At 63.4% G+C, this 10693-nt stretch carries 11 protein-coding genes; 8 read left to right on the forward strand and 3 right to left on the reverse strand.

Annotated features, from left to right (window positions below; genetic code table 11):
- Nucleotides 1-101: 101 nt before the first annotated feature.
- Complete coding sequence (locus G3480_RS22980; protein ID WP_240905996.1) at nt 102-458, reverse strand: hypothetical protein; 357 nt, start codon at nt 456-458, stop codon at nt 102-104.
- A 336-nt stretch (nt 459-794) separates the two neighbouring features.
- Here G3480_RS22980 and G3480_RS22985 point away from each other — a divergent pair, with 336 nt between their 5' ends.
- The 3 genes from G3480_RS22985 (at nt 795) to G3480_RS22995 (ending at nt 3952) form a co-directional block, all read left to right on the forward strand.
- Nucleotides 795-1676, forward strand: coding sequence for an EamA family transporter (locus G3480_RS22985; protein WP_164656455.1), 882 nt, complete (start codon nt 795-797; stop codon nt 1674-1676).
- Nucleotides 1677-1950: 274 nt separating this feature from the next.
- Nucleotides 1951-2943, forward strand: coding sequence for a tRNA dihydrouridine(20/20a) synthase DusA (gene dusA / locus G3480_RS22990; protein ID WP_164656457.1), 993 nt, complete (start codon nt 1951-1953; stop codon nt 2941-2943).
- A 133-nt stretch (nt 2944-3076) separates the two neighbouring features.
- A complete protein-coding gene (locus G3480_RS22995; protein WP_164656459.1) occupies nt 3077-3952 on the forward strand; it encodes a DMT family transporter in 876 nt (291 codons plus the stop codon).
- A gap of 24 nt (nt 3953-3976) precedes the next feature.
- Here the strand turns inward: G3480_RS22995 and G3480_RS23000 are convergent, their stop codons facing one another.
- Nucleotides 3977-5593 (reverse strand): bifunctional aminoglycoside phosphotransferase/ATP-binding protein, encoded by a 1617-nt coding sequence (locus G3480_RS23000; RefSeq protein WP_164656461.1) that lies wholly within the window; start codon nt 5591-5593, stop codon nt 3977-3979.
- Nucleotides 5594-5760: 167 nt separating this feature from the next.
- Here G3480_RS23000 and G3480_RS23005 point away from each other — a divergent pair, with 167 nt between their 5' ends.
- Nucleotides 5761-5961 (forward strand): YgaP family membrane protein, encoded by a 201-nt coding sequence (locus G3480_RS23005; protein ID WP_164656463.1) that lies wholly within the window; start codon nt 5761-5763, stop codon nt 5959-5961.
- Nucleotides 5962-6034: 73 nt separating this feature from the next.
- On the opposite strand, the gene rimO is transcribed toward G3480_RS23005, so the two are convergent.
- A complete protein-coding gene (gene rimO, locus G3480_RS23010) occupies nt 6035-7372 on the reverse strand; it encodes a 30S ribosomal protein S12 methylthiotransferase RimO (protein ID WP_164656464.1) in 1338 nt (445 codons plus the stop codon).
- A 226-nt stretch (nt 7373-7598) separates the two neighbouring features.
- On the opposite strand from rimO, the gene G3480_RS27715 reads away from it, so the two are divergent.
- The 4 genes from G3480_RS27715 to thiO all read left to right on the forward strand — a co-directional run bounded on the left by G3480_RS27715 (nt 7599) and on the right by thiO (nt 10541).
- Complete coding sequence (locus G3480_RS27715; protein ID WP_167752486.1) at nt 7599-7739, forward strand: hypothetical protein; 141 nt, start codon at nt 7599-7601, stop codon at nt 7737-7739.
- A gap of 61 nt (nt 7740-7800) precedes the next feature.
- Nucleotides 7801-8259 carry an FKBP-type peptidyl-prolyl cis-trans isomerase gene (locus G3480_RS23015; protein WP_240905997.1) on the forward strand — a complete coding sequence of 153 codons (459 nt, stop codon included), beginning with the start codon at nt 7801-7803 and terminating at the stop codon, nt 8257-8259.
- Between the two features lie 188 nt (nt 8260-8447).
- A complete protein-coding gene (gene ispH, locus G3480_RS23020; protein ID WP_164656468.1) occupies nt 8448-9398 on the forward strand; it encodes a 4-hydroxy-3-methylbut-2-enyl diphosphate reductase in 951 nt (316 codons plus the stop codon).
- Nucleotides 9399-9455: 57 nt separating this feature from the next.
- A complete protein-coding gene (thiO, locus tag G3480_RS23025; protein WP_164656470.1) occupies nt 9456-10541 on the forward strand; it encodes a glycine oxidase ThiO in 1086 nt (361 codons plus the stop codon).
- Nucleotides 10542-10693: the final 152 nt, after the last annotated feature.

The raw sequence follows: 10693 nt of genomic DNA on the forward strand, positions 1-10693 counted from the left end.
GTCGGATCAGTGTCCGCTTTCAGCTCGGAATGCTGTCCGCTTTGACGTCGGATTGGTGTCCGGTTTGGATCGGAATAGGTGTCCGGATTCGGCCGGAATACTCAGAGATAGCATTCGGTCGGATGCAGATTGCCGCTGGAGGGATTACAGCGCAGTGCCCAGCGCGCATCCCCGTAAGCCTTCCAGGCCGAAAGCCCCATCGACAGCTCGAGCAGGGCTCCCAGATGCGCGAGATCCACCGCCGCTGCCGCTGGCCGATTGCCGGCGCGAACGTCCGCGAAGGTCAGACCACCCGGCTCGGCGAGCGGCAACTGGATCCGTGGCGCACCTTCGAATGATCGAAAGGGCTCTGGCTGCGTGGCCCAGTCCAAGCCGCCCGGTCCGGGCGCATAGCGCTCCGGCCGGTGCTTGCTGTCGAAATGATAGGCGTAGACCTGCCTCAGCCTTGCTTCGCTCATGCACCCATCCCCGTCCGCATCCTCGACCAAATCCAGAATGTCGGTACTGGATGAAGCGAATTCGACCTTGGGCGCTTGCTTGCATGCGCTGATCGCGCCACTGACGGCGCAAGAAGGCGCTTGTCTCATCACGGAGGATCGACGACACTCGGGGCATGGGCATTCTGATGCAAACCCCTCGGCACCGAGTCGTCGCAAGCCGCGTCATGCGCTGGCTTCACCGCTACCGTGTGCCTGAGTGAATCGAGATGCCAGACGTTTCTCGTGAGATCCCAAGGCCGCGGCATCCAAACCGCGGCCTTTTCGTTGTTGAGCGAACCTAAATGGAGGTGCAGTGTGTCCGTTCCGGCGGCATTCATCGGTGTCGTGCTCATCTGGGCGACGACGCCATTGGCGATCAAGTGGAGCAGCGAGTCGGCCGGCTTTCTGTTCGGAGTCACCTCACGCATGCTACTGGGCGTCTTTGTCTGCCTGGTCCTGGTCGCCCTGATGAGCCGCCGTATCTGCTGGCACCGCAAGGCGTTCCAAACCTATTTGGCCGCTGGGCTGGGCATCTGGGGGGCAATGAGCTGCGTCTACTGGGCCTCGCAGTACATCCCGTCTGGCCTGATCTCGGTGCTGTTCGGGCTGACGCCCATTGTCACGGCACTCTTGGCGGCCATCTGGCTCGGAGAGCGCGCCCTGACGCCGGGACGCCTGCTTGGCATCGGATTCGGCATTGGCGGTCTGAGTTTGATCTTCGGTCAGAGCCTGGCGCTCGGCAGCAACGCCTTGCTGGGTGTGGGCGGCGTCTTTGCGTCCGTGCTGATCCACTCGACCAGCGCCGTCTGGGTCAAGCGGATCGGATCATCGCTGCACCCGCTGGAAACCACGACTGGCGCCTTGCTGATCGCGGTTCCCCTGTTCTTGGTGACCTGGGGAATTCTGGACGCAGAGATCCCGACGACGATCACGCCGAGATCCGCCTGGGCGATCCTCTACCTGGCCCTATTCGGCTCGGCGCTCGGTTTCATCCTCTACTACTACGTCCTGCATCAGGTGCAGGCCAGTCGCGTCGCGCTGATCACGCTCATCACACCCGTCCTGGCACTCTTGCTGGGGCAGGTCGCCAACGACGAGGTGCTCAGCCCACGCGTCTGGATCGGTAGCTGCGTCATCCTCATGGGGCTGGCTTGCTTCGAGTGGGGGGATCAGTGGCGGCGGCTGCGGACCGCGTGACTGGATCATCGCGAGAAACAGTCACCTGGCGTTCACCGCTGGCGACCCGCAAAGATGACGGCTGTCTGCGCATCGCCCCATCAATGCGGCAGAGGTCCGGCTGTTTCTCGACAAGTCTCCGCCCGCGATGCTAAAAGGGCGCGTCGCGCAGCACCCAAGGCATGACTTTGAGCGCGCCGAGCTGCCCTGATTGGCATCGAGAGCGAGTAGCATCGAGGGCCGCGATCAGAATTTGAGAAACCCTGTAACGACCTGCTCCGCAGAACCGAATCAGATGGATAGAAAGCACTGGCGGCTTGCCGTTGCCCCCATGTTGGACTGGACAGACCGCCACTGCAGGTACTTCCTGCGGCTGATCAGCCGGCACACCCTCCTCTACACGGAGATGGTCACGACGGGCGCGCTCATCCACGGTAATCGAGACCGCTTCTTGCGCTTCGATCCGGCAGAGCATCCTGTCGCGCTCCAACTCGGCGGGTCGGATCCGAAGGACATGGCTCGATGCGCACACATGGGTGCGGATTGGGGCTATGACGAAATCAATATCAACGTCGGCTGCCCCTCGGATCGGGTGCAGAACGGACGCTTCGGCGCCTGTCTGATGGCGGAGCCTGGCGTGGTCGCGGACTGCGTCGCAGCGATGAAGGATGCCGTCAGCGTGCCGGTGACGGTGAAGTGCCGCATCGGGATCGACGACCGGGACAGCTATGGCGAGCTGGTGGATTTCATCGGCGCTCAGACAGCGGTCGGCTGCGATGCCGTCATCCTTCATGCGCGCAAGGCCTGGTTGAAGGGCTTGAGCCCAAAGGAGAATCGCGACATCCCACCGCTGCGCTACGACATCGTTCTTCGGCTCAGGCGCGACTTTCCGGATCTCTGTCTGGCGATCAACGGTGGCATCAAGACCCTGGAGCAAGCCGCGGGCTTCCTGGATGACCTGGACGGCGTCATGATCGGTCGCGAGGCCTATCAGAACCCTTGGATGCTGGCGCAGGCGGACCGCGTCATCTTTGGTGATGACCATCCCATCGCGACGCGCCAGGAGGTCCTCGAGCGATTCATGCCCTATGCCGAGCGCCAGCTCGCCGCAGGCGTGCCCTTGAGCGCCATGAGCCGGCATCTCCTGGGGCTCTTTCAAGGACAGCCGGGCGCCAAGGCCTGGCGGCGACGCATCAGCGAGAATGCCCATCGACCTGGCGCCGGGGTCGACATCATCGCCCCGCCTGTCCCGTTGGCGCCGCGGCAAGCGTCACCGCTGGCCTCATAGGCCGACGGCTCGCCTCAGACGTCTCCGAACTGTCCCAGTCAGCGACCTCAGCTGTGAGCCGCAGTGAAAACCTTTGCGTGCCGCCTGCGCTTTGCGTTTCGACCGCTCTTTTCAGGTTAATCGAGGCGCTCCATTGAGCTGGATCACCCTCTCACTGCTCTGCGCGCTGAGCCTCGCCAGCGCGGACGCGGCTACCAAGGCCTGGCTCCAGGGGCTCTCCGCCGTTGAGCTGCTGATCGTGCGTTTCTGCATTCCGGGTCTGCTGATGACGCCGCTGCTCGCTGGCATGCCCCCGATCACTGAGCTGCCGGCAGCCTTTTGGCTGTGGATCCTCGTCCTCATCCCGCTCGAGCTTGCGGCCATGCTGCTCTACATGGCCGCCATTCGCGACTACCCCCTGTCGCTCACCCTTCCCTATCTGGCCTTCTCGCCAGTCTTCGTCATGGGGATCGCCTGGGGACTGCTCGGCGAGCAGGTCTCGGCCAAGGGCGCCGCGGGGATTCTGCTGGTCGTCGCCGGCGCCTGGCTGCTCAACAGCGCCCATGCACGGCTGGGGCAGTGGCGCACCTGGCTGACACCGCTGACGGCCATCGTCCGCGAACGCGGCTCGCGCATGATGCTGGGTGTGGCGGCCATCTATGGCGTGACGGCCACGCTCGGGAAGGGGGCCATGCAGTACGTCCCGGCAGCATCCTTCGGGGCCCTCTACTTCGGGCTGCTTGGGATCGCGGTCTTGGTCTTCTTCGTCCTGCCGCGCCCGCGCAGACTGCTCAAACTGGCCGGCCGCGCTTGGGGTGTGATGGCCGTAGGTGCGCTCATGTCCCTGATGGTCTTCACCCACTTCCTGGCGGTGCAGCAGGTGGAGGTTGCCTACATGGTGTCGGTGAAGCGCACCAGCCTACTCTTCGGCATCCTCTATGGAGCCCTCTTCTTCGGCGAGAAGCACCTGGCCGCGCGCCTCCCGGCAGGCATCATCATGCTCTCGGGCGTCGCCCTGATTCTCATCTAGCGAGGGCAATGGGGCCGTGCGGCATCAGCCGTAGTCGCGCGTCTCTTGCTCCGAGGGAGACGTCTGAGGCCCCTCCTCTCGATTCAGGACCCTCTCGATGCTCGCCAGCAGCTCGGCGAGCGACAACTCCTGGCTGGTGTCGACGTGCACCGCGAAGCAACGCTCGGTGTTACTGAGACACTGACGTCCGGCGTGCTGGCGCTCCAGGACGTCGAGCGACGCCTCCGAGGCATCGGTACCGCTCGCCAAGCGTCGCTTCACGCGCTCGCGCAGCACCTCGAGGGGGGCATCCAGCGCCAAGATCCCGAAGCCGGCATGATGTCGGCGCGCCAGCGCGTGAAAGCGTTCACGCCGGTCACGGGCGATGAAGGTCGCGTCGACGAGACAATCGTATCCGCTCGACAGCACCGTCTCGGCGAGCCGATGCAGGCGATCATAGGTCCAGTCGGTGGCGTGGCGAAAATAGATTCCCTGCCCGACCTGAGTGGCGGTGCGCGCCAACTCGTGGAGACCAAAGAGCCGTTTGCGCTCCAGATCAGAGCGCAGATGGATCATCGGCAGCGCCTCACGCAGCCGGCGCGACATGCGGCTCTTTCCCGAGCCGGAAAGACCGCAAGCGATGAGCAGGCGCGGGCGATGCGGGCGGGTATAGGATTCGGCCAGGCCGAGATAGTGACTGCATAGCGCGCGCACTTGGGCCTCGTCGTCCGATCCCAGGTCGGGTTGGCCGAGCCGAATCGCCTGGACCTTGGAGCGGACCATGGCGCGGTAGACCTTGTAGACGTCGAGTACGGCAAGCGCACCATAGTCACCACTGCGCTCAAGGTAACGGTTGAGAAAGGTCTGCGCCTCGGCCGTGGCGCCCGCTTGTTCCAGATCCATGACCAGGAAGGCGATCTCGCTCGCCGTGTCGATCCAGCGCAGATAGGGATTGAACTCGATGGCGTCGAAGATGAGGATCTGGTCGTCGACGAGCGCGATATTGCCGCGATGCATGTCGCCATGGCCTTCGCGCACGAAGCCATCCCTGCGCCGCTGCTCGATGCGCGGTCTCAGCTCGGCAAAGCGCTGGCGCGTCCACGCCTCCAGTCGATCCAATCGGGCCAGATTCTCGGGCACGGCGGCGCGCTCGCGCACCTGACGCAAGTTCTCGAGCATTGGCTCGAGCACGGCCTCGGGCGTACCGAAATCCGTCTCCTCACCAGCCACCGGGATCGCGGCGTGGAAATCGGCGACCAGCTCGGCCAGCCGGCACATGAGATCGGAAGACAACGGCCGGCGATCCAGCAAGGCCGCTTGCGGAAAGCGGCGCATGCGCACCGCGTGTTCGAGCACCGGCCCCACCCCGCCGATCTGTGGCCGCTCGGGAGATCCGGTTATCGGAACGATGTCCAAGTACAACGACGGGGCGAGCCGCCGGTTGAGTCTCAGCTCTTCCTCGCAGCAATGTCGGCGCCGCTCCACGGTCGAGAAGTCGAGGAAACCCAGATTCAGCGGCTTCTTCAGCTTGTAGGCAAAATCACCGGCCAAGAGGACATGGGAGATATGGGTCTCGATGTGCTGGACGGCATCGACTGGGTAGGGATAGGCCTCGGGACGGTTGAGACCTTCGAGCATGAGGGCGAGCGCATCGGGTGGCATGGTACGGCTAACCAAGTCGGCCCGGCCATGGGGCGGTCGCGCCACGGCCGCGCAAGAGAGGGAGCGCCCGCACTCCCGCAGGCGCCAGCTCTGTTGAACAAAGCTGTCCGAGCTGAGTATGATCTTTAGGTTACATCCTGATCGCTATACTAAGTGTAGAGAATTCCATGACAATCGAACGCATCGTTTTCGCCGTCGCTGGCGCCTTTATCGTCATCTCCGTCGCGCTTGCTCATTTCGTGAGCCCCTATTGGCTGTGGTTCACCGCCTTCGTGGGCGCCAACCTGTTTCAATCGGCCTTCACCGGCTTCTGCCCGCTCGCGCTCATCTTGCGCAAGCTTGGCAAGGAGAGCGGCGCGGCCTTCTGATCCAAGGCATCGGCCCCTGCCAAGGGGCCATGTCCTCCCGCCAACCGCACCCTCATCTGCCCGCCAAGTCGACTCAGTCATCCAAGGGCTTGGCCCAGAGGTCGTGATCACCTGACTCGGTCACCTCGACCTCGATGAAGTCACCGACATCGATCTCCCAGGCGCCAGGAATGATCACCTCGCCGTCGATCTCGGGCGCGTCCGCGTAGCTGCGCGCGATGATGGCATCCTCCTCGACCGCATCGACCAGCACGGTCAGCCGCTGACCGACACGCTCGGCCAGCTTCTCGCGGCTGATCTCGGCCTGAAGGGCCATGAAGCGCTCGCGCCGCTCCTCCTTGACCGCCTCGGGAACCTGATCTGAAAGCCCATTGGCCGCGGCACCGGCAACCGGCGAATAGCTGAAACAGCCCACGCGATCCAGCCGCGCCTGGCGAAGAAATTCGAGCAGATCCTCAAAGTCTGCGTCGGTCTCGCCCGGAAATCCGACGATGAAGGTACTGCGCAGGACCAGCTCCGGGCAGTCCGCGCGCCACCGCGCCAGACGCTCCAAGACCTTCTCGGTCGCCGCCGGCCGCCGCATGGCCTTGAGCACGCGCACGCTACCGTGCTGCAGGGGCATGTCCAGATAGGGCAGGATGTGCCCCTCGGCCATGAGCGGGATGAGCGCGTCGACATGGGGATAGGGATAGACATAGTGGAGACGCGTCCAGGCCGGCAGCTCGCCGAGCGCGCGCGCCAGATCGGTGATGTGCGTCTTCACGGGTCGGCCGCCCCAGAAATCCGGTCGATACCGCAGGTCCAGGCCATAGGCGCTGGTGTCCTGAGAGACGACTAAGAGTTCGCGAACGCCGGCATCGACCAGTCTCTGCGCTTCATCGAGCACCTCGCCGATGCCCCTGCTCACCAGGTCCCCTCGAAGACTGGGGATGATGCAGAAGGTACAGCGATGATTACAGCCCTCCGAGATCTTCAAGTAGGCGAGATGCGGCGGCGTCAGCCGCACACCCTGGGGCGGAATCAAATCGGTGAAAGGGTCGTGCGGGGCTGGCAATTGCGCATGCACCGCCGCCATCACTTCAGCCAGCGCATGCGGCCCTGTGACTGCCAGGACTTCCGGGTGCTCGCGACGCACGAGTTCGGCCCGCGCACCCAGGCAGCCCGTCACGATGACACGGCCGTTCTCGGAGAGCGCCTCGCCAATGGCAGACAAGGATTCGTCGACCGCGGCATCAATGAAACCGCAGGTGTTGACGATCACCAGATCGGCACCATCGTAGCTCGTCTGAAGGGCATAACCCTCGGCTCGCAGCTGCGTGAGAATGCGCTCTGAATCGACCGTCGCCTTGGGACAGCCAAGGCTGACGAAGCCAATACGCCCTACCTGACCATGGGTCTGAAGCTCTGTCATGGATTGTCTGCTGTCATTCGTGGTAAGACCGGGGCCTTGGGATCGAGGTGTACCGCCCGCTTGGCGCACCCGGATTCCGCCGCGGAAGAGTATAAGAAACGCGTTGATTACTGTGCGCGTCTGAGTGAGGATACCCCACCTTGGCAACCGGGTTATTCAGTGGCTGACACCGGGAGCTTCTCTCCGGCAACGAAAACTAGAAGGTAAAACTGAGGAAGGACCGGGTATGAAAAACTGTAAGCTGTGTAAGTACAGTCAGGTCTGCAACGATCTACCAGGTATCTGCATTCTACTCCCTTACGTCGCGATTGCGGTCGTCGCCATCTCTCTCGGGTACCTCTTCGTGACGCAGGAAATGCTCGCCTAGGCCGCACTGAGGGCAAGCGTAGCCGAAGGCTGGAAGTATCTAAGGTCAAGCGACGATGAGCATGCCTGCTGAAACCTTGGCCGTCGGCTGCGAGATCCAACTCCACCTCGAGATCCGCTTCGCCGATGGAGCCGTCGCCCTCTCCACCTTTGGCGCTGAGCCCCTCGTCTGCCGACTGGGTGACGGCACACTGACACCAGCCCTCGAGTCTCACCTGCAGGGACTGCAACCAGGCATCGAGACCCTGCTCTCAGCCGCCGGCTCAGATCTATTCGGTCCTTACGATGCGTGCAATCGGCACTGGATGGAGCGACGCGACTTCCCCCCCGAGGTCGCGCCCACGCCCGGCCACGTCATCTACTTCACCACCCCGAGCGGACACGAGACGACAGGCACCGTGCTGGCCCTCGACGGGGAGCGCGTGCAGGTCGATTTCAACCATCCCTTTTGCGGCCGGCAACTCAGGCTGCGCATCAAGCTGCTGAAGATCGGGATCGACACCCCTAGAGGACCAGGCTAGCTTCCCAACGCCCACCTCGGGCCTGCCCCATCAGCTGAGTCGCCTCGCCGCGGCCGGCTCAACTGCCAAGCAGCGCGACTGAGTCGTGACAACGTACAATCGGGCGCAGGCACGGATGGCCTCAAATTGCCAAAACCTCACTCGGTCTCCCTATTTCAACGACTCCTCTTCACCTATCCTCTGCCATCATGAATATTCACCTTGCCAATCCTCGCGGATTCTGCGCCGGCGTGGACCGCGCCATCGCCATCGTCGAGCGTGTGCTCGAGATCTACGGTGCCCCCATTTACGTCCGACATGAAGTTGTCCACAACCGCTTCGTGGTGGAGGGGCTGCGCGAGCGCGGCGCCATCTTCATCGAGGATCTCGCCGACGTGCCAGATGGCGCCACACTCGTCTTCAGCGCCCACGGGGTGCCACAGAGCGTCCGCCAAGCCGCGGAGGCCAGAGACCTTCGCCTATTCGATGCCACCTGCCCGCTCGTGACCAAGGTCCACCTCGAAGTCGCCCGCCACTGCAAGCACGGGATGTCCGTCATCCTGATCGGCCATCGTGGTCACCCGGAGGTGGAAGGCACCTTGGGGCAGTGCGCAGGCAGCGGCAGCATTCAGATCGTCGAAACGGCCAAGGATGTCGAGACCATCGCGGTTCCTGACCCCGAGCACCTTGCCTATGTGACCCAAACGACACTCTCCATGGATGACAGCCGTGAGATCATCGCGGCCCTGCAAGCCCGGTTCCCCGCCATCCAGGGTCCAAAGAAGAGCGACATCTGCTATGCCACCCAGAACCGCCAGGACGTCGTGCGCGACCTCGCGGCCCGCTCTGACATCCTCTTAGTCGTCGGCTCGCCCAACAGCTCGAACTCCAACCGACTGCGCGAGCTTGCCGAGAGGCAGGGCTGCAAGGCCTACCTCATCGATGGACCCGAGGACATGGAGCAGGATTGGCTCGCCGAAGCCAAGCGAATCGGGCTCACCGCTGGCGCATCCGCCCCCGAGATTCTGGTCGAGCGCGTCATCGCTCAACTCAAGGACTGGGGCGCGGAGCACGTCGAAGAGCAGGCGGGCATCCGCGAGCAGGTCGTCTTTCCGCTCCCACGCGAACTCGCCAAGGATGCCGAAAAGGCACCGGCCTGAACGCCCAGCCGGGCGCTCGCGGGCACGACGCCTTCGCGTTCTCCTTGAGGTCACACAATGAAAGAAGTGCTCGTCATCGGCGGCGGCATCATCGGCCTACTGACGGCGAAGGAACTGATGACGGCCGGTGCCGCCATAACACTCGTCGAAATGGGGCAGACCGGCCGCCAATCTTCATGGGCAGGTGGCGGTATTCTCTCACCGCTCTACCCCTGGCAAGCCCCCGAGGCGGTGACCGCACTGTCCGGATGGAGCCAAGCGATCTATCCCAGTCTGACGACCGAACTCCTCGACACAACCGACGTGGATCCCGAGCTGACCCAGAGCGGCATGCTCATCATGGACACTGCGGAACTCGATCTCGCCACAGCCTGGAGCGCGCGCCACGGTCAGCGCCTCGAGGTCGTCGACAAATCCACACTGCACCAGATCGAGCCCGAGCTTGGGCCTCGGCCCGAGCGCGCCCTCCTCTTCCCCGAGATTCGGCAGCTGCGCACACCGCGCCTCTCCAGAGCGGTACGCCGCTACCTGGAGAAACGCATCAAGCTACGCGAGCGCGAGGAGGTTCTGGAACTGATCATTGATGGCAACCGCGCCGTCGGCGTTCGTACCCCCAAGGGTCGCATTGAGGCCGAGCAGACCATCGTCTGCGCCGGCGCCTGGACCGCAAAACTGCTAGAGCAACTCGACAACCGACCCGAGATCCAACCCGTGCGCGGCCAGATGATCCTCTTCTATGCCAAACCTGGACAAATCAACCACATCACCCTGCACGACAGCCATTACGCGATCCCACGGCGGGATGGGCGGGTCCTCTTCGGCAGCACCATCGAGCACGCCGGCTTCTCCAAGCGAACGACCGCCGAGGACAAGGAGGCGCTGTACCGAAACGCCGTCGAACTCTTCCCCATCCTCAAGCGCACCCCGATCGAAGACCACTGGGCCGGCCTGCGCCCGGGATCGCCCAACGGCATCCCCTATATCGGCGGCTACCCCGGGATATCCGGGCTCTACTTCAACGCCGGCCACTACCGCAACGGCCTAGTGACAGGCCCCGCCTCCGCAAGACTCGTCGCCGATCTCGCTCTCGGGCGACCACCAACCCTAGACCCAGGCCCGTACGCGCTAACCGCAGCCCGCTAAGAGGATATCCGGAACAGAATTTGCATTACCTTTAGGTTTCTTGGAGTTTTCGGAATAAGATTTCTGCGCAAGCCAGCTGAATCAGTGCCAAGTAGTTTTGCAACTGGCAAACATAACGGGTACGAATCGCCCGAAATCCTTTCAGCCAGGCG

Source organism: Thiorhodococcus mannitoliphagus (assembly GCF_010915725.1).
In the GTDB taxonomy this organism is placed as follows: domain Bacteria; phylum Pseudomonadota; class Gammaproteobacteria; order Chromatiales; family Chromatiaceae; genus Thiorhodococcus; species Thiorhodococcus mannitoliphagus.